Here is a 19,732-nt window from a genome sequence, read left to right on the forward strand (position 1 = left end):
ATTTTTTCGTCGGTACCACCAAAAATGATAAGGGCGAAAAAGGGTAACGGTTATCTTTTTGAAATACTGCGGGTCCGCTGTTATTCGTGTTTTGAATAGCTTGCGACACCCGGAAACATCAGGCGATACGTCTTGTACCTCTATATTGAGACTCTGAAACAGAGACTGGATGCCATTAATCAACTGCGTGTGGATCGCGCGCTTGCTGCCATGGGCCCTGCTTTCCAGCAGGTATACAGTCTGCTGCCGACATTATTGCACTATCACCATCCGCTGATGCCTGGCTACCTTGACGGTAACGTTCCCCAGGGCATTTGCCTTTTCACGCCTGATGAAACCCAACAGCATTACCTCAACGAACTGGAACTCTACCGCGGCATGCCGCCACAGGAGTCTCCAAAAGGTGAACTACCGATTACCGGCGTTTACTCTATGGGGAGCACCTCATCGGTAGGGCAAAGCTGTTCTTCGGACCTGGACATCTGGGTCTGCCATCAGTCCTGGCTCGATAACGACGAGCGTCAGCTGCTGCAGCGTAAATGCAGCCTGCTGGAGAGCTGGGCTGCATCGCTCGGTGTGGAAGTGAGCTTCTTCCTGATTGATGAAAACCGTTTCCGCCATAACGAAAGCGGCAGTCTGGGTGGTGAGGACTGCGGCTCGACTCAGCACATCTTACTGCTGGATGAATTTTACCGTACTGCCGTGCGTCTGGCCGGGAAGCGTATTCTGTGGAATATGGTCCCGTGCGAAGAAGAAGAGCATTACGATGACTACGTCATGTCGCTTTACGCGCAGGGCGTACTGACGCCAAACGAATGGCTGGACCTCGGCGGTCTGAGCTCTCTGTCAGCAGAAGAGTACTTTGGCGCAAGCCTCTGGCAGCTCTATAAAAGTATCGACTCGCCGTACAAAGCGGTGCTGAAAACGCTGCTGCTGGAAGCCTATTCCTGGGAATACCCCACGCCTCGCCTGCTGGCGAAAGATATCAAGCAACGTCTGCACGACGGGGAGATCGTCTCCTTCGGGCTGGACGCCTACTGCATGATGCTGGAGCGCGTGACCGAATACCTGAAAGCCATTGATGACACCACGCGTCTTGACCTGGTGCGTCGATGTTTCTATCTCAAAGTCTGTGAGAAATTGAGCCGCGAGCGCGCCTGCGTGGGCTGGCGTCGTGAAGTGGTCAGTCAGTTAGTGAAAGAGTGGGGATGGGACGAAGCGCGTCTGTCCATGCTCGACAACCGGGCCAACTGGAAAATCGATCAGGTGCGTGAAGCGCACAACGAACTGCTCGATGCGATGATGCAAAGCTATCGTAACCTGATCCGCTTTGCGCGCCGTAACAACCTCAGCGTTTCCGCCAGCCCGCAGGACATCGGGGTATTAACCCGTAAGCTGTATGCCGCGTTTGAAGCGCTGCCGGGTAAAGTCACCCTGGTTAACCCGCAGATTTCGCCAGACCTGTCAGAACCGAATCTGACCTTTATCTACGTGCCGCCGGGCCGCGCGAACCGCACCGGGTGGTATCTGTACAACCGTGCGCCAAGCATGGACTCAATCATCAGCCATCAGCCGCTGGAGTATAACCGCTACCTGAACAAGCTGGTGGCCTGGGCCTGGTTTAACGGCCTGCTGACCTCGCGCACGCGCCTGTTTATCAAAGGCAACGAGGTGGTTGATCTCGCTAAGCTGCAGGAGATGGTCGCGGATGTGTCGCACCACTTCCCGCTGCGTCTGCCTGCCCCAACGCCTAAAGCGCTCTACAGCCCGTGCGAGATTCGCCATCTGGCGATTATCGTCAACCTGGAGTACGACCCGACGGCGGCCTTCCGCAATCAGGTAGTTCACTTTGACTTCCGCAAGCTGGACGTCTTCAGCTTTGGCGAGCAGCAAAACTGCCTGGTGGGCAGCGTGGATCTGCTGTACCGCAACTCGTGGAACGAAGTGCGTACCCTGCATTTCAACGGCGAGCAGGCGATGATCGAAGCGCTGAAAACGATTCTCGGCAAGATGCACCAGGATGCCGCACCGCCGGACAGCGTTGAGGTGTTCTGCTACAGCCAGCACCTGCGCGGTTTAATTCGTACCCGCGTGCAGCAGCTGGTTTCTGAGTGTATCGAACTGCGTCTCTCCAGTACCCGTCAGGAAACCGGGCGCTTTAAAGCGCTGCGCGTCTCCGGCCAGACCTGGGGCCTGTTCTTCGAACGCCTGAACGTGTCGGTACAGAAGCTGGAAAACGCCATCGAGTTCTACGGCGCGATTTCACACAACAAGCTGCATGGCCTGTCGGTGCAGGTGGAAACCAACCACGTTAAGCTCCCGCAGGTGGTGGACGGATTCGCCAGCGAAGGGATTATTCAGTTCTTCTTTGAAGAGTCGGGCGACGATGCCGGGTTCAACATCTACATTCTGGATGAAACCAACCGCGCCGAGGTGTATCACCACTGTGAAGGCAGTAAAGAGGAGCTGGTGCGCGACGTCAGCCGCTTCTACTCCTCTTCGCATGACCGTTTCACCTACGGCTCAAGCTTTATCAACTTTAACCTGCCGCAGTTCTACCAGATTGTGAACGTCGACGGTCGTACGCAGGTGATCCCGTTCCGCACCCAGGCCGTAACGCCTGCCGCGCCTGCCAATCAGGACACCGCGCCGCTGCTGCAACAGTATTTCTCCTGAGCCTTTTCGCTAGCCCGGTGGCGGCTACGCCTTACCGGGCCTACAACAGCTCGAACCCGTAGGCCGGGTAAGCGCAGCGCCACCCGGCACCAAAACTATCTGAAACTCACAGCCTCACCCGCCTGCGCGGTCGCCGCCTGTTCCAGCAGATCCCAGAACGGTACGCCGCTGCGGTCGCAAACCCATTCCCCGTCCTTCAGATCGAAATGATAGCCGCCCTGTTTCGCGGCCAGCCACACCTGGTGAAGCGGCTCCTGGCGGTTAATAATAATTTTGCTGCCATTTTCGAAGCTCAGGGTCAGAATGCCGCCGTTGATTTCACAATCGATATCGCTGTCGCCATCCCAGTCGTCAAGACGCTCTTCGATGGTCATCCACAGGGTGTCGGCAAGGCGATGGAATTCACTGTCGTTCATGGTTTTGTTCCTGTTTTTCGTGATGCCGGCAGTATAACCCTAAATAATTCCCGTTGCAGGAAAGCGGCAAACTCTTGCTTTTGTGTCTTCTCCTGCGATGATAGAAACAGATTTGAACTTACGGGCAACTTTATAATGAAAAACGCTTTCCGAACGCTTGCCGTTCTCATCACGCTGTTTAGCCTGACTGGCTGCGGACTGAAGGGACCACTGTACTTCCCACCGGCGGATAAAACCGCGCCGCCGCCGACGAAACCCGCGCAAAGCGGCATTGAGTCTACCACGCCAAATACTAACGATCGTGGCGACAACGGTGGCCCGACTCAGGTTAATCTCTGACGACAACGTTCTGTACCCGCGCAATGGAGCAAATGATGCAGTTCTCTAAAATGCATGGCCTTGGCAACGATTTTATGGTCGTCGACGCGGTAACGCAGAATGTGTTTTTCTCCCCGGAACTGATCCGTCGCCTGGCGGATCGGCATCTGGGCGTGGGGTTCGATCAGCTGCTGGTGGTCGAGCCACCGTACGATCCCGACCTCGATTTCCACTACCGTATTTTTAACGCGGACGGCAGCGAAGTTAACCAGTGCGGCAACGGCGCGCGCTGTTTTGCCCGCTTTGTCCGCCTGAAAGGGCTGACCAACAAGCGTGATATTCGCGTCAGCACGGCCAATGGCCGCATGGTGCTCAGCGTCACCGATGATGAGCTGGTGCGCGTGAACATGGGCGAGCCTAACTTCGAGCCCTCCGTCGTGCCGTTTCGCGCAAACAAAGCGGAAAAGACCTATATTATGCGTGCGGCCGAGCAGACAGTATTGTGCGGCGTCGTCTCAATGGGTAACCCTCACTGCGTGATTCAGGTTGATGATGTGGAAACCGCCGCGGTCGAAACGCTCGGCCCGGTGCTGGAAAGCCACGAACGTTTCCCGGAGCGCGCGAACATCGGCTTTATGCAGGTGGTGAAGCGCGAGCACATTCGCCTGCGGGTTTACGAGCGCGGCGCGGGCGAGACTCAGGCCTGCGGAAGCGGCGCCTGTGCTGCGGTGGCCGTGGGCATCTCTCAGGGGTTACTGGCAGAAGAGGTTCGCGTGGAATTACCGGGCGGCCGGCTTGATATCGCCTGGAAAGGACCGGGTCATCCACTGTATATGACGGGCCCGGCGGCACATGTCTATGACGGGTTTATCCATCTATGAAACAACCAGGGGAAGAACTGCAGGAAACAGTGACGGAACTGGACGACAGAGCTGTTGTTGATTATCTGCTGCGCAATCCTGAGTTCTTTATTCGCAATGCACGCGTCGTCGAAGAGATGCGCGTGCCGCATCCGGTTCGCGGGACCGTGTCGCTGGTCGAATGGCACATGGCGCGCTCGCGCAACCACATCAATCAGCTAGAAGAGAACATGACGCTGCTGATGGAGCAGGCCAGCACCAACGAAAGCCTGTTCTATCGTCTGCTGCATCTGCAGGCGCGTCTGGCGTCGGCGCACAGTCTTGACGAGTTCCTCAGCCGCTTCCACCGCTGGGCTCGCGAGCTGGGGCTGGCGGGCGCAACGATTCGTCTTTTCCCTGACCGCTGGCGCATCGGTGCACCGTCGGGGTTCACCCATCTGGCTCTTAGCCGTCAGGCGTTTGAACCGCTGCGCATTCAGCGTCTGGGCCATGAGCACCACTATCTGGGGCCGCTGAACGGGCCTGAGCTGCTGGTGGTGTTACCGGAAGCCAAAGCGATTGGTTCGGTAGCGATGTCGCTGATGGGGCGCGATGGCGATCTGGGTGTCATGTTATTTACCAGCCGCGATGCGCATCACTATGAGCAGGGGCAAGCGACGCACCTGCTGCAGGAGATCGCCCTGATGCTGCCCGAGCTGCTGGAGCGCTGGATTGAGCGCGTATGACGGACGGACTGCTCGCCACTGACGTCTCGCGCTTTCTGCGCTATCTGGGCGTGGAGCGTCAGCTTAGCCCCATTACCCTGCTCAACTACCAGCGTCAGCTTGATGCCATCATGCAGATCGCCGACGAAATCGGCCTGAAAAGCTGGCAACAATGTGACGCTGCGACGGTACGCGGGTTCGTCGTGCGTAGCCGTAAAAAAAATCTCAGCCCGGCAAGCCTGGCGCTCAGGCTCTCGGCGCTGCGCAGTTTCTTCGACTGGCTGGTCAGCCAGGGGGGCTTAAAAGCCAACCCGGCAAAGGGGATCGCCACGCCGAAAGCGCCGCGCCATCTGCCTAAAAATATCGACGTTGACGACGTAAACCGCCTGCTGGATATCGACCTTAACGATCCGCTCGCCGTGCGCGACCGCGCGATGCTGGAGGTGATGTACGGTGCCGGGCTGCGTCTGTCAGAGCTGGTTAATCTTGATATCAAACACCTCGATCTGGAGTCCGGTGAAGTGTGGGTAATGGGCAAGGGCAGCAAAGAGCGCCGCCTGCCGATTGGCCGCAATGCAGTTTCCTGGATTGAGCACTGGCTTGACCTGCGCGGGCTGTTTGGCAGCGAAGAGGATGCGCTGTTCCTGTCGAAGCTCGGCAAGCGGATCTCCGCGCGTAACGTCCAGAAGCGCTTTGCGGAGTGGGGCATTAAGCAGGGGCTGAACAGCCACGTTCATCCGCACAAGCTGCGCCACTCCTTTGCGACACACATGCTTGAGTCGAGCGGCGATCTGCGCGGCGTGCAGGAACTGCTTGGCCACGCGAATCTGTCGACCACTCAAATCTATACCCACTTAGACTTCCAACACCTTGCCTCGGTGTATGACGCGGCGCATCCACGCGCCAAACGGGGGAAATAATGCGTTTTTACCGCCCACTTGGTCAGATCTCAGCCCTGACGTTTGACCTTGATGACACCCTTTACGACAACCGCGAGGTGATCCTGCGTACCGAGCAGGAGTCGCTGGCGTTTGTGCAGAACTACCATCCCGCGCTGAAAGCGATGCAGAACAAGGACTTTCAGAAGCTCCGTCAGTCCCTGCGGGAAACCGAGCCGGACATTTACCACGACGTGACCGAATGGCGTCGTCGTGCGGTCGAGCAGGCGATGCTCAATGCCGGCCTGAGCGCGCAGGACGCGGCCATCGGTGCCGAAGCGGCCATGGAAAACTTTGCCAAATGGCGCAGCCGTATCGACGTGCCGCAGGAGACCCACGACACGCTGGCGAAGCTTGCCGAAAAGTGGCCGCTGGTGGCGATCACTAACGGCAATGCTCAGCCGGAGCTGTTTGGCCTCAGCGATTATTTTGAGTTCGTGCTGCGTGCGGGTCCTCACGGGCGCGCGAAGCCATTTAATGATATGTACCATCTGGCGGCAGATAAGCTTAACCTGCCGCTGGGTAACATTCTGCACGTGGGGGATGACCTGACTACGGACGTGGCCGGCGCTATCCGCTGCGGGATGCAGGCCTGCTGGATCAAGCCGGAAAATGCGGAGCTGATGACCGCAACCGACAGCCGTCTTCTGCCGCACGTGGAAATTTCACGGTTGGCATCCCTCACGACGCTGATATAATCATCAATTGTTCTGTATAAATTAACAGGGTTTTGGCGAATGGAAACATTTGCCCGCCCGACATGACGTGACGGTGCCAATGGACGTTTCTTACCTGCTCGACAGCCTTAATGACAAACAGCGTGACGCGGTTGCCGCCTCGCGCACCAACCTGCTGGTGCTGGCTGGAGCGGGCAGTGGTAAGACGCGCGTGCTGGTTCACCGTATCGCCTGGCTGCAGAGCGTGGAAAACTGCTCCCCGTACTCCATCATGGCGGTGACGTTTACCAACAAGGCGGCAGCAGAGATGCGCCACCGTATCGCCCAGCTGATGGGCACCAGCCAGGGCGGCATGTGGGTTGGCACCTTCCACGGTCTGGCGCACCGCCTGCTGCGCGCGCACCATATGGACGCTAACCTGCCGCAGGATTTCCAGATCCTCGACAGCGAAGACCAGCTCCGCTTGCTGAAGCGCCTGATCAAGGCGATGAACCTCGATGAGAAGCAGTGGCCGCCGCGTCAGGCGATGTGGTACATCAACGGCCAGAAAGACGAGGGGCTGCGCCCGCACCACATTCAGAGCTTCGGCAACCCGGTCGAGCAGACCTGGCAGAACGTCTACAAGGCCTATCAGGAAGCGTGCGATCGCGCCGGTCTGGTGGATTTCGCCGAGCTGCTGCTGCGCGCCCACGAGCTGTGGCTGAACAAACCGCACATCCTGCAGCACTACCGTGAACGCTTCACCAATATCCTGGTGGACGAATTCCAGGATACCAACAACATCCAGTACGCGTGGATCCGCCTGCTGGCCGGCGATACCGGCAAGGTGATGATCGTGGGCGATGATGACCAGTCGATCTACGGCTGGCGCGGGGCGCAGGTGGAGAACATCCAGCGCTTCCTCAACGATTTCCCCGGCGCGGAAACCATCCGTCTGGAGCAGAACTACCGCTCAACCAGCAACATCCTGAGCGCGGCCAACGCCCTGATTGAGAACAACAACGGGCGTCTGGGTAAAAAGCTGTGGACCGACGGCGTCGACGGCGAACCGATTTCGATTTACTGCGCCTTCAACGAGCTCGACGAAGCCCGCTTCGTGGTGAACCGTATCAAAACCTGGCAGGACAACGGCGGCGCGCTGGAGCAGTGCGCCATTCTCTACCGCAGCAACGCCCAGTCGCGCGTGCTGGAAGAGGCGCTGCTGCAGGTGAGCATGCCGTACCGCATTTATGGCGGCATGCGATTCTTCGAGCGTCAGGAAATCAAAGATGCGCTGTCGTATCTGCGCCTCATTGCCAACCGTAACGACGACGCGGCGTTTGAGCGCGTGGTCAACACGCCGACCCGCGGGATTGGCGACCGCACGCTGGACGTGGTGCGTCAGGCCTCGCGCGATCGCCAGCTGACGCTGTGGCAGGCGTGCCGCGAGCTGCTGCAGGAAAAAGCGCTCGCCGGACGTGCCGCCAGCGCGTTACAGCGCTTCCTTGAGCTGATTGACGCTCTGGCGCAGGAAACCGCCGACATGCCGCTGCACGTGCAGACCGACCGGGTGATTAAAGACTCCGGCCTGCGAACCATGTACGAGCAGGAAAAAGGCGAGAAGGGCCAGACCCGTATTGAGAACTTAGAGGAACTGGTCACGGCAACGCGCCAGTTCAGCTACAACGAAGAAGACGAAGACCTGATGCCGTTGCAGGCGTTCCTCTCCCACGCCGCGCTGGAAGCGGGTGAAGGGCAGGCGGACACCTGGCAGGATGCGGTTCAGCTGATGACCCTGCACTCCGCCAAAGGTCTGGAGTTCCCGCAGGTGTTCATCGTCGGGATGGAAGAGGGGATGTTCCCGAGCCAGATGTCGCTGGATGAAGGCGGACGTCTGGAAGAGGAACGTCGTCTGGCCTACGTGGGCGTGACGCGCGCAATGCAAAAGCTGACGCTAACCTACGCCGAAACCCGACGTCTGTACGGTAAAGAGGTCTATCACCGTCCATCGCGCTTTATCGGCGAACTGCCGGAGGAGTGCGTGGAAGAGGTGCGTCTGCGGGCGAGCATCAGCCGTCCGGTCAGCCATCAGCGCATGGGCTCGCCGATTGCGGAAACCGACACCGGTTACAAGCTGGGCCAGCGCGTGCGCCATTCGAAGTTTGGCGAAGGCACCATTGTGAATCTGGAAGGCAGCGGCGAGCACAGCCGACTGCAGGTAGCGTTCCAGGGGCAGGGGATCAAATGGCTGGTGGCGGCCTACGCGAAGCTGGAAACAGTCTAACATTCAGAAAAATATAATTATTTTGTAATAATCTGCTAGCCTTATACAGTGAAGGTCAATTAATGCCCTTCAGCGTTCCGTTGCGTGTTGACGCCACAGTTATAGCTGGCGTAACATGCGCGCACGATTACGCTAAGAGGACATTCGCCTTGGACACACCCAGTAGATACTGGCTCAATTCCCTGTCATCTAGGAACAACTCCTAAGGCTATCTCCTCTTGCTGATGGCCTTAGTGGTTGTCAGCGACCTGCATTATTCCCGTCGCGCTGAGTCAGGCTGTTTAATGGTCTGAAACCCAATTTGTTTCTGTGTGCCCACCGAACTGTCCGATATTTTTTGCATTGGGAGTCCCGGTCATGTTGAGCGCATTTCAACTCGAAAATAACCGACTGACTCGGCTTGAAGCCGAAGAGTCACAGCCCCTCATTGATGCCGTATGGGTGGATCTGGTCGAGCCGGACGACGATGAACGCCTTCGCGTACAATCTGAACTGGGGCAAAGCCTGGCAACCCGCCCGGAACTGGAAGACATCGAAGCATCCGCGCGTTTTTTTGAAGACGAAGACGGTCTGCATATTCACTCCTTCTTCTTCTTTGAAGATGCGGAAGACCACGCGGGTAACTCCACCGTGGCGTTTACCATTCGCGACGGCCGTCTGTTTACCCTGCGCGAGCGCGAGCTGCCGGCATTTCGCCTCTACCGTATGCGCGCCCGCAGCCAGGCAATGGTGGACGGTAACGCTTACGAGCTGCTGCTCGATCTGTTCGAAACTAAAATTGAACAGCTGGCGGATGAAATTGAAAACATCTACAGCGATCTGGAAAAGCTTAGCCGCGTGATCATGGAAGGCCATCAGGGCGATGAGTACGACGAGGCACTCTCCACGCTGGCTGAGCTGGAAGATATCGGCTGGAAGGTGCGTTTGTGTCTGATGGATACCCAGCGCGCGCTGAACTTCCTGGTGCGCAAGGCGCGTCTGCCGGGCGGTCAGCTGGAGCAGGCGCGTGAGATCCTGCGCGATATCGAATCCCTGCTGCCGCACAACGAATCCCTGTTCCAGAAGGTCAACTTCCTGATGCAGGCGGCGATGGGCTTTATCAACATCGAGCAGAACCGCATCATCAAGATCTTCTCGGTAGTGTCTGTGGTGTTCCTGCCGCCGACGCTGGTGGCGTCCAGCTACGGGATGAACTTTGAGTTTATGCCGGAGCTGAAATGGAGCTTTGGCTACCCGGGGGCGATTATCTTTATGATCCTCGCGGGGCTGGCGCCGTATCTGTACTTTAAGCGCCGGAACTGGCTGTAAAAATCTGGCGGGTGGCGCTGCGCTTACCCGCCTTACGATCGAATTCCCTCTCCCTGTGGGAGAGGGTTAGGGTGAGGGCAACATCACAGCCCTTTGCGCACCCTGCGCTGGGTATAAATCGCATCGGCAACGAAAATCGCCAGCGCCACCCAGATAAAGGCGAACGTTACCATCTTATCCGCCCCCGGCACCTCGCCGTAAAACACCACCGCCAGCAGGAACATCAGCGTCGGGCCAATGTACTGGAAGAAGCCCAGCGTGGAGAGACGCAGACGCGTCGCGGCACCGGTGAAGCACAGCAGTGGAATGGTGGTCACCACGCCCGCCGCCATCAGCATCAGGTTCAGCGACCACGGGTTGCTGCCCATATGGCTGGTGGCGCTGTCGGCGATGCCGAAGAGATAAATCGCCGCTACCGGCAGCAGCCACAGGGTTTCAAACAGCATCCCCGTCTGTGCTTCAACCGCAATCTTCTTACGCACCAGGCCGTAGAACGCAAAGCTGAACGCCAGACCGAGGGCAATAATCGGCAGCGAGCCGAAGGTCCAGAGCTGCACCAGTACGCCGCAGAAGGCCAGAATCACCGCCACCCACTGCATCCGGCGGAAGCGCTCCCCGAGGAAAATCATCCCCAGCACGATATTCACCAGCGGGTTAATGAAGTACCCCAGGCTCGCTTCGAGCATGTGATGATTATTCACCGCCCAGATAAACAGCAGCCAGTTGCCGCCAATCAGCACGGCTGAGAGCGCCAGCATGAAAATCTTTTTCGGGGTTTGCAGCAGCGTTTTGACGCCCGACCACTGACGGCTGAGGCTCATCAGCGCAATCATAAAGAAGAATGACCAGATAACGCGGTGAGTCAGGATCTCATCGGCCGGAACGTAGGCAATAAGCTTGAAATACGCCGGGGCGATACCCCAAATAAAATAAGCGGCAAGGGCGAGTAAAACGCCCTGCCGCGTCTGTTTAGCATCCATCGGGAAAATCCGTTACAAAAAAGTGAATTAATTTTACCCGATTTTGCCGCCTCAACCCACCATATAAGTGGCGGTTGCGCTGGCGATATACACCTGTTCTTCGTTGTGTAATTCAACGCGCGCCACGGCAACTTTATTTCCCGCGCGCAGCAGGCTGCTGGTACAGGTAAAGCGATTTCCGCGCCCCGGGCGAAGATAGTCGACGCGCAAATCAATGGTGCCCATGCGCGCCAGACGCTGGCGGAGTTCGTCTTCGTTGATGGTGTCATGGCGGGTCAGCGTGCTGCCCACGCAGACCAGACCTGCCGCCACGTCCAGCGCGGAGGCAATCACGCCGCCGTGCAAAATGCTTTGCGCCCAGTTACCTACCATCATCGGCTGGTTGTTGAAGCTCAGCTGGGCAAAGTCTTTCTCGTAACGTTCCAGCTCCAGTCCCAGCGCGCGGTTAAACGGCATATGGTAAACAAAAATCTCGCCCACGAGTTTTAACACTTCTTCGGCGGTAAGCATGGCTGACATGAGGCATCACATCCTTATTGTTAACGAAATGTTGATTTTATGCCTCGGCAACAAGGAATTCCACTTTCAGAAACGAGGATGCAGCAGTTGTCGCAGAAGTCTGTAGAATGTTCGCCACATAACTATTCAGCTAATTTTACTCTTTTGCAGGAGAACACCACCGATGCGGACGTATCTGGCCTGGTTACTGGCGGCGGTTGCGCTGCCCCTCACAGCATATGCGCAGGAAGCGACGATTAAAGAGGTGCATGATAAACCTGCCGTTCACGGTAGCATTATCGCGAACCTTCTTCAGGAGCATGACAATCCGTTCACGCTCTATCCGTATGACACCAACTATGTGATTTATACCCAGACCAGCGATCTCAACAAAGAGGCGATAAGCTCCTATAACTGGTCTGATAATGCGCGTAAAGATGAGGTGAAGTTCCAGCTCAGCCTCGCGTTCCCGTTCTGGCGCGGTATTCTGGGGCCAAACTCGGTGCTCGGGGCGTCTTACACCCAGAAATCCTGGTGGCAGCTCTCTAACAGCGGAGAGTCCTCACCGTTCCGTGAAACCAACTATGAGCCGCAGCTGTTCCTCGGTTTTGCAACGGATTATGAGTTTGCGGGCTGGACGCTGCGTGACGTCGAAGTGGGCTTTAACCATGATTCCAACGGTCGTTCTGACCCGACATCCCGTAGCTGGAACCGTGCCTATACGCGTCTGATGGCGCAGAACGGTAACTGGATGGTGGAAGTGAAGCCGTGGTATGTGGTCGGCAGCACGGATGACAATCCGGACATCACCAAATATATGGGCTACTACCAGCTTAAAGTCGGCTATCAGTTAGGTGATGCCGTGCTCAGCGCCAAAGGCCAGTACAACTGGAACACCGGCTACGGCGGTGCGGAAGTGGGCTTAAGCTATCCCATGACGAAGCATGTCCGCATCTATACTCAGGTGTACAGCGGTTACGGCGAGTCGCTTATCGATTACAACTTCAACCAGACCCGCGTCGGCGTGGGCGTGATGCTGAACGATATTCTCTAGGCTGTTCGAATGTTTTTGCGTTAAACGTTGAAGTTTCTCTCTCAGGCGCTGAAAATAGCGCCTGTTTCATTTCTGGCATATGGGGTTAACGTGGCGCAGGCGGAAGTATTGAATCAGGAGTCGCTGGCTAAACAGGTTTTGCATGAAACCTTTGGCTACCAGCAGTTCCGCCCTGGCCAGGAAACCATCATTGAAACGGTGCTGGAAGGTCGTGATTGCCTGGTGGTAATGCCGACCGGCGGCGGTAAGTCCCTCTGTTATCAGGTGCCCGCGCTGGTGCTTAACGGCCTGACGGTCGTGGTATCCCCTCTCATTTCTCTTATGAAAGACCAGGTTGACCAGCTGCTCGCCAACGGCGTGGCGGCAGCCTGTCTTAACTCGACCCAAACCCGGGAGCAGCAGCAAGAGGTGATGGCCGGGTGCCGCACCGGGCAGATCCGCCTGCTGTATATCGCCCCGGAACGCCTGATGCTGGATAACTTCCTCGATCACCTGGCGCACTGGAACCCGGTGCTGCTGGCGGTGGATGAAGCGCACTGTATTTCCCAGTGGGGACACGATTTCCGCCCGGAATACGCCGCCCTCGGCCAGCTGCGTCAGCGCTTCCCCGAGCTGCCGTTTATGGCGCTTACCGCCACGGCGGATGACACCACGCGGCTGGATATCGTTCGCCTGCTCGGGCTGAACGCCCCCTATATTCAGGTCAGCAGCTTCGACCGCCCAAACATCCGCTATATGCTGATGGAAAAATTCAAGCCGCTGGATCAGCTCCTGCGCTACGTCCAGGAGCAGCGCGGCAAGTCCGGCATCATCTACTGCAACAGCCGTGCGAAGGTGGAAGACACCGCCGCGCGTCTGCAAAACCGCGGCTTTAGCGCCGCCGCCTATCACGCCGGGTTAGAGAATCACATCCGCGCCGACGTGCAGGAGAAATTCCAGCGTGACGACCTGCAGATCGTCGTCGCGACCGTGGCGTTCGGAATGGGCATCAACAAGCCGAACGTGCGCTTTGTGGTGCATTTCGACATCCCGCGCAATATCGAATCCTACTATCAGGAAACCGGCCGCGCCGGGCGTGACGGTCTGCCTGCGGAAGCGATGCTGTTTTACGATCCGGCCGATATGGCGTGGCTGCGCCGCTGTCTGGAAGAGAAGCCGCAGGGACAGCTGCAGGATATCGAGCGCCACAAGCTCAACGCGATGGGCGCGTTTGCCGAAGCGCAAACCTGCCGTCGTCTGGTGCTGCTCAACTACTTTGGTGAAGGGCGCCAGGAGCCGTGCGGCAACTGCGATATCTGCCTCGATCCGCCAAAGCAGTACGATGGCCTGATGGACGCGCGTAAGGCGCTCTCGACCATTTACCGTGTGAATCAACGCTTCGGGATGGGCTACGTGGTGGAGGTGCTGCGCGGCGCCAATAACCAGCGTATCCGCGATATGGGCCACGACAAGTTGCCAGTGTACGGTATTGGCAAGGACCAGAGCCACGAGCACTGGGTCAGTATTATTCGTCAGCTAATTCACCTTGGCTTTGCCACACAGAATATCGCCCAGCACTCCGCCCTGCAGCTGACCGAGGCGGCGCGTCCGGTGCTGCGCGGTGATGTGGAACTTAAACTCGCCGTGCCGCGCGTAGTTGCTCTCAAACCGCGCGTGATGCAGAAATCCTACGGCGGCAACTACGACCGTAAGCTGTTCGCCAAACTGCGCAAGCTGCGAAAAGCCATTGCCGATGAAGAGAATATCCCGCCTTATGTCGTCTTCAACGACGCGACGCTGATTGAGATGGCCGAACAGATGCCGCTGAGCGCCAGCGAGATGCTGAGCGTCAACGGCGTGGGAACACGCAAGCTGGAGCGCTTCGGTAAAGAGTTTATGGCGCTCATCCGCTCTCACGCCGACGGTGATGATGAGGAGTAGTCAGCCGGGCGAAAAAGTGCCAGGATGATGACTCACTAAATTATTTCCCCGCGAGCTAATTATGTTAATGCTATTTCTCACCGTGGCGTTAGTGCACATCGTTGCGCTGATGAGCCCCGGCCCGGACTTTTTCTTCGTATCACAAACGGCCGTCAGCCGCTCCCGCAAAGAGGCGATGATGGGCGTGCTCGGTATCACCATGGGCGTTATGGTCTGGGCGGCGGTCGCGCTGCTCGGTCTGAACCTTATCCTGGCGAAGATGGCCTGGCTGCATAACATCATTATGGTCGGCGGCGGGCTGTACCTGTGCTGGATGGGCTACCAGATGCTGCGCGGGGCGCTGAAGAAAGAAGAGAAAAAAGCGCAAGAGCCGAAGGTGGAGCTGGCAACGGGCGGCCGCAGCTTTGTAAAAGGGCTGCTGACCAATCTGGCGAACCCAAAAGCGATTATCTATTTCGGCTCGGTGTTCTCGCTGTTTGTCGGCGATAGCGTCGGCGCAGGCGCGCGCTGGGGCATCTTCCTGCTGATCGTCGTTGAAACCTTTGCCTGGTTTACCATCGTGGCCAGCCTGTTTGCCTTACCGGCGATGCGCCGCGGCTACCAGCGTATCGCGAAGTGGATTGACGGCTTCGCCGGCGCGCTGTTCGCCGGCTTCGGCATTCATCTCATCATTTCTCGCTAAGCGTGACGCGCTGACGCAAGCAGCGCGCCAACCAGCATAAACAGCGAGCCAAAGACTTTATTCAGGGCCTTCATCTGCTTAGGCCCTTTAATCCACGCCGCAATTCGCTGCGCCAGCGTCGCGTAACCAATCATCACGATGATATCGACGATAATAGTGGTCGCGCCCAGCACCACGTACTGCATCACCTGGGGCTGATGCGGAACGATAAACTGCGGGAACAGCGCGGCGAGGAAAACGATGCTCTTCGGGTTGGTCAGGTTGACGAACACCGCGCGCTTAAACAGATGGCCGCGGTTTTGCGTCTGAGCCAGCGTATTCAGGTTGATGGAGCCTGCCGCGCGCCACTGCTGGATGCCGAGCCAAATCAGATACGCTGCCCCGGCCCATTTCAGCACCTCAAAGGCCAGCACGGAGCGGGAGAACAGGGTCCCCAGACCGATCCCGACCAGCACAATATGAATGCCCAGCCCGGTCTGCAAACCGGCAATCGACGCCGCCGCACCGCGATAGCCGTGATTGATGGAGGTGGTCATGGTGTTAATAGCCCCCGAGCCCGGAGAAAGGCTGAGGATAATGGATGTCAGCAGGTAGGCGAACCACCATTCGAAGGTCATTTGAAACTCCCGAACCGTCTATTTTTATGCCACAATACGCTATTATTGAGTCATTTTGTGACCGGTGACGAAAAAAACGATATTCCCTGGATTACGTGAGTGGAAACCCAATGTTTCAGCAGAAAAAGGACTGGGAAACACGAGAAAACGCTTTTGCTGCTTTCTCTATGGGGCCGCTGACCGATTTCTGGCGGCAGTGTGAGGAAGATGAGTTTACGGGCGTCGGGGGCATCCCGGTGCGTTTCGTTCGTTTCCGAAATGAAAAAAATGACCGGGTGATTGTGGTCTGCCCCGGGCGTATTGAAAGCTACGTTAAATACGCCGAGCTGGCCTATGACCTGGTCCATATGGGGTTCGATGTCCTGATCATCGACCATCGTGGACAGGGGCTGTCCGGACGTATGCTGCCGGACACGCACCGTGGGCACGTCGATCGCTTCAGCGATTACGTCGACGATTTTGCCGCGTTCTGGCAGCAGGACGTTCAGCCCGGCCCCTGGCGCAAGCGGTATATTCTTGCGCACTCCATGGGCGGCGCCATTTCGACGCTGTTTTTGCAGCGTTATGCGCACGAGTGCGACGCCATTGCGCTCACCGCGCCGATGTACGGTATCGTGATCCGTTTTCCTGACTGGATGGTGCGCCATCTTCTTGACTGGGCTGAGGGCCATCAGCGCATTCGTGAAGGTTACGCCATTGGCACAGGACGCTGGCGCGCGCTGCCGTTCGCCATCAACGTCTTAACCCATAGCCGGCAGCGTTATCGCCGCAACCTGCGCTTTTATGCCGATGAACCGCGCTTGCGCGTCGGCGGCCCGACCTGGCACTGGGTGCGGGAGGGGATTCTGGCCGGTGAGCAGGTGCTGGCGGGCGTGGGCGATGATGACACGCCGACGCTTCTGATTCAGGCGGAGGAAGAGCGTGTGGTGGATAACCGCATGCACGACCGCTATTGTGAACTGCGCGCTGCAGCCGGTCACCCTTGTGAAGGGGGTAAACCGCTGGTCATTGACGGCGCGTTCCATGAGATCCTTTTTGAAAAGGACGCTATGCGCTCAGTCGCGCTTAACGCCATTGTTGAATTTTTCAACAGGCATAATTGATTCTTGTTTTCCACCAGAGGTTGAAATCCCTATGTACCAGGTTGTTGCATCTGATTTAGATGGCACGCTGCTTTCCCCCGACCACACCCTGTCGCCTTACGCGAAAGAGACCTTAAAACTCCTGACTGCCCGTGGCGTGAACTTTGTGTTCGCCACCGGCCGCCACCACGTGGACGTAGGGCAGATCCGCGATAATCTTGAGATCAAATCGTACATGATCACCTCCAACGGTGCGCGCGTGCATGATACCGACGGCAACCTGATCTTTACCCACAATCTGGATCGCGATATTGCCGCCGATCTGTTCGGCGTGGTGCATGACAACCCGGCTATCGTTACTAACGTTTACCGCGACGACGACTGGTTTATGAACCGCCACCGCCCGGATGAAATGCGTTTCTTCAAGGAAGCGGTATTCAACTACTCCCTTTACGAACCGGGCCTGCTGGAGCCGGAAGGGATCAGCAAGGTGTTCTTCACCTGTGACAGCCACGAAGAGCTGCTCCCGCTGGAACAGGCGATCAACGCCCGCTGGGGCGATCGCGTCAACGTGAGCTTCTCAACCCTGACCTGTCTGGAAGTAATGGCGGGTGGCGTCTCCAAAGGTCACGCGCTGGAAGCGGTTGCGAAACGCCTGGGCTTCGGGCTGAAAGACTGTATCGCCTTCGGTGACGGCATGAACGACGCCGAGATGCTTTCGATGGCGGGTAAGGGCTGCATCATGCAGAACGCGCACCAGCGTCTGAAGGATCTGCACCCTGAGCTGGAAGTGATTGGTTCTAACGCTGACAACGCGGTACCGAAGTATCTGCGTAAACTGTTCCTTGAATAATCTTCATTCGGTTGTTTATTGCTCAGTTGTCAACTAAAGAGTTCGCTACAATGCCTGTTCTTCTTTCTGAGAGACAAGCATTGTGGCGCTACTCATTATCACCACTATCCTGTGGGCCTTCTCCTTTAGCCTGATTGGCGAATACCTTGCCGGTTCGGTCGACAGCTACTTCTCGGTGCTGATGCGCGTGGGGCTGGCGGCGCTGGTGTTCCTGCCGTTTCTGCGCACGCGCGGGCAATCGCTGAAAACGATTGTGCTGTATATGCTGGTGGGGGCGATGCAGCTCGGCATCATGTATCTGTTCAGCTTCCGGGCCTACGTCTACCTGTCCGTCTCCGAATTCCTGCTCTTTACCGTGCTGACGCCGCTCTACATCACGCTGATATACGATCTGCTTAGTAAACGCCGTCTGCGCTGGGGATACCTGCTGAGCGCCGCGCTGGCGGTGATCGGCGCGGCGATTATTCGCTACGACAAAGTGAGCGATCACTTCTGGACCGGGCTGATGTTCGTCCAGCTCGCCAACATCAGTTTCGCCATCGGCATGGTGGGCTACAAACGCCTGATGGAAACCCGCCCGATGCCGCAGCATAACGCGTTCGCATGGTTCTATATGGGCGCCGCGATTGTCGCGGTGGCGGCGTGGTTTATGCTCGGTAATCCGCAAAAGCTGCCGACCACCGCCGTGCAGTGGGGCGTTCTGGTCTGGCTGGGCGTAGTGGCGTCAGGGCTGGGGTACTTCATGTGGAACTACGGCGCTACGCAGGTAGACGCCGGTACGCTGGGGATCATGAACAACGTGCATGTCCCGGCAGGGTTGCTGGTCAACCTCGCCATCTGGCAGCAACAGCCGCACTGGCCGAGCTTCCTTATTGGGGGAGCGGTGATCCTGGCTTCGCTGTGGGTCCATCGCCGATGGGTCGCTCCGCGCTCCGCACAAACGGAAGATGGTCGCACGCGTGGTTCCGCGCTGAGCGAATAAACGCCTCCGTAATCGGCTGACGCTGCTCGCCATCGCGCACGGCGGCGTACAGTCGGCTCCACAGTCCTTCACCCAGGGTTTTGGTCTGCACCAGACCCTGGCGTTCAAAACTCTCCACCACCCAGTGCGGCAGCGCCGCGATACCCATTCTGGCCGCCACCATCTGAATCAGCAGCAGGGTGTTATCCACGCTTTTCAGCTGCGGACTGATGCCTGCCGGCTGCAGGAAGTGGCGCCAGATATCCAGACGACTACGCTGGACCGGGTAAATCAGCAGCGTTTCTGTCGCCAGGTCTTCCGGCGTGATGCGCGTTTTGGCGGCCAGCGGGTGGTCCGGCGCCAGCACCAGGCGCACTTCATAATCAAACATCGGCGAATAGTGCAGGCCGCTGCGCGGCAGGATGTCAGAGGTCATGACCAGATCCAGCTCGCCCTGCTGCAGCGAGGGCTGCGGGTCGAACGTCACGCCGGATTTAAAGTCCATCTCCACCTGCGGCCATTTCTGGCGGAAGTTCTCAAGCGCGGGGGTCAGCCACTGAATACAGCTGTGGCACTCAATGGCGATGCGCAGTTTGGTCTGCTGCGGTTCGTTACACGCCTGCAGCGCGCTCGCGATTTGCGGCAGGACCTGATTCGCCAGCTGAAGGAGAATTTCACCCTGCGGCGTAAAGCGTAGCGGCTGGCTCTTACGCACAAAAAGACGGAAGCCGAGGCGTTGTTCCAGATCGCTGAACTGGTGAGAAAGGGCAGACTGGGTCTGGTGCAGCGTGGCCGCAGCCGCCGCGAGCGAACCGCAGTTCCGCAACGCTTGTAGCGTTTTCAGGTGTTTAATCTCGATCATGAAAGTCCTTCACTTCGCCATGAACATTTTGCGCTTGAGGAATATACAGTAACTGCCAATTAT

General features: G+C 57.6%; 20 protein-coding genes. 15 read left to right on the plus strand and 5 right to left on the minus strand.

The genetic code is table 11. The features are described 5' to 3' along the window. Positions 1-132: 132 nt before the first annotated feature. On the plus strand, positions 133-2,676 hold the full coding sequence (gene cyaA, locus SPG90_RS21410; RefSeq protein ID WP_023309629.1) for a class I adenylate cyclase: 2,544 nt from the start codon (positions 133-135) through the stop codon (positions 2,674-2,676). Positions 2,677-2,771: 95 nt separating this feature from the next. On the opposite strand, the gene cyaY is transcribed toward cyaA, so the two are convergent. Further along, positions 2,772-3,092: an iron donor protein CyaY gene (gene cyaY, locus SPG90_RS21415; RefSeq protein ID WP_045403860.1), complete on the minus strand. Its 321-nt coding sequence runs from the start codon at positions 3,090-3,092 to the stop codon at positions 2,772-2,774. A 135-nt stretch (positions 3,093-3,227) separates the two neighbouring features. Between cyaY and lptM the strand changes: the two genes are divergently transcribed. The 8 genes from lptM to corA all read left to right on the plus strand — a co-directional run bounded on the left by lptM (position 3,228) and on the right by corA (position 10,160). Further along, positions 3,228-3,431, plus strand: coding sequence for an LPS translocon maturation chaperone LptM (gene lptM / locus SPG90_RS21420; protein WP_045403858.1), 204 nt, complete (start codon positions 3,228-3,230; stop codon positions 3,429-3,431). Between the two features lie 35 nt (positions 3,432-3,466). Then, a complete protein-coding gene (gene dapF, locus SPG90_RS21425; RefSeq protein WP_008501545.1) occupies positions 3,467-4,291 on the plus strand; it encodes a diaminopimelate epimerase in 825 nt (274 codons plus the stop codon). Then, entirely contained in the window at positions 4,288-4,995 is a 708-nt protein-coding gene (locus SPG90_RS21430; protein ID WP_023309626.1) for a DUF484 domain-containing protein, read from the plus strand. Before dapF ends, SPG90_RS21430 begins: the two co-directional genes overlap by 4 nt. Beyond that, positions 4,992-5,894, plus strand: a complete 903-nt coding sequence (gene xerC / locus SPG90_RS21435) for a tyrosine recombinase XerC (protein WP_023309625.1) — start codon at positions 4,992-4,994, stop codon at positions 5,892-5,894. Before SPG90_RS21430 ends, xerC begins: the two co-directional genes overlap by 4 nt. Beyond that, positions 5,894-6,610 carry a 5-amino-6-(5-phospho-D-ribitylamino)uracil phosphatase YigB gene (gene yigB, locus SPG90_RS21440; protein WP_023309624.1) on the plus strand — a complete coding sequence of 239 codons (717 nt, stop codon included), beginning with the start codon at positions 5,894-5,896 and terminating at the stop codon, positions 6,608-6,610. Before xerC ends, yigB begins: the two co-directional genes overlap by 1 nt. Before the next feature lie 79 nt (positions 6,611-6,689). Then, positions 6,690-8,852, plus strand: a complete 2,163-nt coding sequence (gene uvrD, locus SPG90_RS21445) for a DNA helicase II (protein WP_032646073.1) — start codon at positions 6,690-6,692, stop codon at positions 8,850-8,852. Positions 8,853-9,001: 149 nt separating this feature from the next. Continuing rightward, positions 9,002-9,058: a YsgD/CorL family protein gene (gene ysgD / locus SPG90_RS21450; RefSeq protein ID WP_212743980.1), complete on the plus strand. Its 57-nt coding sequence runs from the start codon at positions 9,002-9,004 to the stop codon at positions 9,056-9,058. 151 nt (positions 9,059-9,209) lie between these two features. Continuing rightward, the gene (gene corA / locus SPG90_RS21455; protein ID WP_008501540.1) at positions 9,210-10,160 is read left to right on the plus strand and encodes a magnesium/cobalt transporter CorA; all 951 of its coding nucleotides are present in this window, start codon (positions 9,210-9,212) and stop codon (positions 10,158-10,160) included. 83 nt (positions 10,161-10,243) lie between these two features. Here corA and rarD read toward each other — a convergent pair whose 3' ends face one another. Both rarD and yigI read right to left on the minus strand, forming a co-directional pair. Beyond that, complete coding sequence (gene rarD / locus SPG90_RS21460; protein ID WP_126304504.1) at positions 10,244-11,140, minus strand: EamA family transporter RarD; 897 nt, start codon at positions 11,138-11,140, stop codon at positions 10,244-10,246. Positions 11,141-11,191: 51 nt separating this feature from the next. Continuing rightward, positions 11,192-11,659 (minus strand): acyl-CoA thioesterase YigI, encoded by a 468-nt coding sequence (yigI, locus tag SPG90_RS21465; RefSeq protein ID WP_008501538.1) that lies wholly within the window; start codon positions 11,657-11,659, stop codon positions 11,192-11,194. 163 nt (positions 11,660-11,822) lie between these two features. Between yigI and pldA the strand changes: the two genes are divergently transcribed. The 3 genes from pldA to rhtC all read left to right on the plus strand — a co-directional run bounded on the left by pldA (position 11,823) and on the right by rhtC (position 15,294). Then, positions 11,823-12,692, plus strand: a complete 870-nt coding sequence (gene pldA, locus SPG90_RS21470) for a phospholipase A (RefSeq protein WP_045357184.1) — start codon at positions 11,823-11,825, stop codon at positions 12,690-12,692. A 90-nt stretch (positions 12,693-12,782) separates the two neighbouring features. Further along, positions 12,783-14,612 carry an ATP-dependent DNA helicase RecQ gene (gene recQ, locus SPG90_RS21475; protein WP_126304506.1) on the plus strand — a complete coding sequence of 610 codons (1,830 nt, stop codon included), beginning with the start codon at positions 12,783-12,785 and terminating at the stop codon, positions 14,610-14,612. A gap of 61 nt (positions 14,613-14,673) precedes the next feature. Continuing rightward, positions 14,674-15,294, plus strand: a complete 621-nt coding sequence (rhtC, locus tag SPG90_RS21480) for a threonine export protein RhtC (RefSeq protein ID WP_126304508.1) — start codon at positions 14,674-14,676, stop codon at positions 15,292-15,294. Here the strand turns inward: rhtC and rhtB are convergent. Further along, positions 15,291-15,911: a homoserine/homoserine lactone efflux protein gene (gene rhtB, locus SPG90_RS21485; RefSeq protein WP_008501533.1), complete on the minus strand. Its 621-nt coding sequence runs from the start codon at positions 15,909-15,911 to the stop codon at positions 15,291-15,293. The two genes, rhtC and rhtB, sit on opposite strands and share 4 nt — an antisense overlap. A 110-nt stretch (positions 15,912-16,021) precedes the next feature. Here rhtB and pldB point away from each other — a divergent pair, with 110 nt between their 5' ends. The 3 genes from pldB (at position 16,022) to SPG90_RS21500 (ending at position 18,828) form a co-directional block, all read left to right on the plus strand. Next, on the plus strand, positions 16,022-17,014 hold the full coding sequence (gene pldB, locus SPG90_RS21490) for a lysophospholipase L2 (RefSeq protein ID WP_126304510.1): 993 nt from the start codon (positions 16,022-16,024) through the stop codon (positions 17,012-17,014). A 31-nt stretch (positions 17,015-17,045) separates the two neighbouring features. Beyond that, positions 17,046-17,846 (plus strand): sugar/pyridoxal phosphate phosphatase YigL, encoded by an 801-nt coding sequence (gene yigL / locus SPG90_RS21495; protein WP_023309618.1) that lies wholly within the window; start codon positions 17,046-17,048, stop codon positions 17,844-17,846. Positions 17,847-17,928: 82 nt separating this feature from the next. Beyond that, positions 17,929-18,828 carry a carboxylate/amino acid/amine transporter gene (locus SPG90_RS21500; protein WP_047174401.1) on the plus strand — a complete coding sequence of 300 codons (900 nt, stop codon included), beginning with the start codon at positions 17,929-17,931 and terminating at the stop codon, positions 18,826-18,828. Here SPG90_RS21500 and metR read toward each other — a convergent pair. Further along, on the minus strand, positions 18,716-19,669 hold the full coding sequence (metR, locus tag SPG90_RS21505; protein WP_023309616.1) for an HTH-type transcriptional regulator MetR: 954 nt from the start codon (positions 19,667-19,669) through the stop codon (positions 18,716-18,718). The genes SPG90_RS21500 and metR overlap by 113 nt on opposite strands. Positions 19,670-19,732: the final 63 nt, after the last annotated feature.

Source organism: Enterobacter sp. D2 (genome assembly GCF_034427575.1).
GTDB classification, from domain to species: Bacteria; Pseudomonadota; Gammaproteobacteria; order Enterobacterales; family Enterobacteriaceae; genus Enterobacter; species Enterobacter cloacae_M.

Bases quoted from the DNA above. Each gene is read 5' to 3' on its own strand.
- cyaY (WP_045403860.1), bottom strand. From the start codon at position 3,092: ATGAACGACAGTGAATTCCATCGCCTTGCCGACACCCTGTGGATGACC.
- lptM (WP_045403858.1), top strand. From the start codon at position 3,228: ATGAAAAACGCTTTCCGAACGCTTGCCGTTCTCATCACGCTGTTTAGC.
- dapF (WP_008501545.1), top strand. From the start codon at position 3,467: ATGCAGTTCTCTAAAATGCATGGCCTTGGCAACGATTTTATGGTCGTC.
- SPG90_RS21430 (WP_023309626.1), top strand. From the start codon at position 4,288: ATGAAACAACCAGGGGAAGAACTGCAGGAAACAGTGACGGAACTGGAC.
- xerC (WP_023309625.1), top strand. From the start codon at position 4,992: ATGACGGACGGACTGCTCGCCACTGACGTCTCGCGCTTTCTGCGCTAT.
- yigB (WP_023309624.1), top strand. From the start codon at position 5,894: ATGCGTTTTTACCGCCCACTTGGTCAGATCTCAGCCCTGACGTTTGAC.
- uvrD (WP_032646073.1), top strand. From the start codon at position 6,690: ATGGACGTTTCTTACCTGCTCGACAGCCTTAATGACAAACAGCGTGAC.
- corA (WP_008501540.1), top strand. From the start codon at position 9,210: ATGTTGAGCGCATTTCAACTCGAAAATAACCGACTGACTCGGCTTGAA.
- rarD (WP_126304504.1), bottom strand. From the start codon at position 11,140: ATGGATGCTAAACAGACGCGGCAGGGCGTTTTACTCGCCCTTGCCGCT.
- yigI (WP_008501538.1), bottom strand. From the start codon at position 11,659: ATGTCAGCCATGCTTACCGCCGAAGAAGTGTTAAAACTCGTGGGCGAG.
- pldA (WP_045357184.1), top strand. From the start codon at position 11,823: ATGCGGACGTATCTGGCCTGGTTACTGGCGGCGGTTGCGCTGCCCCTC.
- rhtC (WP_126304508.1), top strand. From the start codon at position 14,674: ATGTTAATGCTATTTCTCACCGTGGCGTTAGTGCACATCGTTGCGCTG.
- rhtB (WP_008501533.1), bottom strand. From the start codon at position 15,911: ATGACCTTCGAATGGTGGTTCGCCTACCTGCTGACATCCATTATCCTC.
- pldB (WP_126304510.1), top strand. From the start codon at position 16,022: ATGTTTCAGCAGAAAAAGGACTGGGAAACACGAGAAAACGCTTTTGCT.
- yigL (WP_023309618.1), top strand. From the start codon at position 17,046: ATGTACCAGGTTGTTGCATCTGATTTAGATGGCACGCTGCTTTCCCCC.
- metR (WP_023309616.1), bottom strand. From the start codon at position 19,669: ATGATCGAGATTAAACACCTGAAAACGCTACAAGCGTTGCGGAACTGC.